The 344-nt window shown below is 69.2% G+C and carries 1 protein-coding gene; it reads right to left on the bottom strand.

The window, feature by feature from the left end; genetic code table 11:
• The coding region (locus tag IEZ31_RS58045) for a thiolase family protein (protein WP_268241780.1) at positions 1 to 344 on the bottom strand (344 nt) is incomplete at both ends.

Below are 344 nucleotides of genomic sequence, written 5' to 3'. Positions count from 1 at the left end.
GACCGGGCGAAGTAGCCACCCGCCCAGGCCTTCGCCGCCCGGGTCTGCGACTCCAAGGCGTAACTATCGACATCCTCCCGGCTGAAACCCTCCATCGTCGCGATCAGGTCCGCACCGACGCCCTGCGGGACAAACCCAGTGGCGTAGTTCGTCTCCGGGTCCATCGCCCACGCACCACCGTCGGAGCCCATCGGCACCCGCGACATCGACTCGACCCCACCGGCAAGGACCAGATCCTCCCAACCCGCCCGCACCTTCTGCGCCGCGATATTCACCGCCTCCAGGCCCGACGCGCAGAAACGGTTCAACTGCACCCCGGCGACGGTGTCCGGCAGCCCGGCCGC

The sequence above is a fragment of the Dactylosporangium sucinum genome, from assembly GCF_014647515.1.
In the GTDB taxonomy this organism is placed as follows: Bacteria; Actinomycetota; Actinomycetes; order Mycobacteriales; family Micromonosporaceae; genus Dactylosporangium; species Dactylosporangium sucinum.
This window is presented reverse-complemented; position numbering and strand designations above follow the sequence as displayed.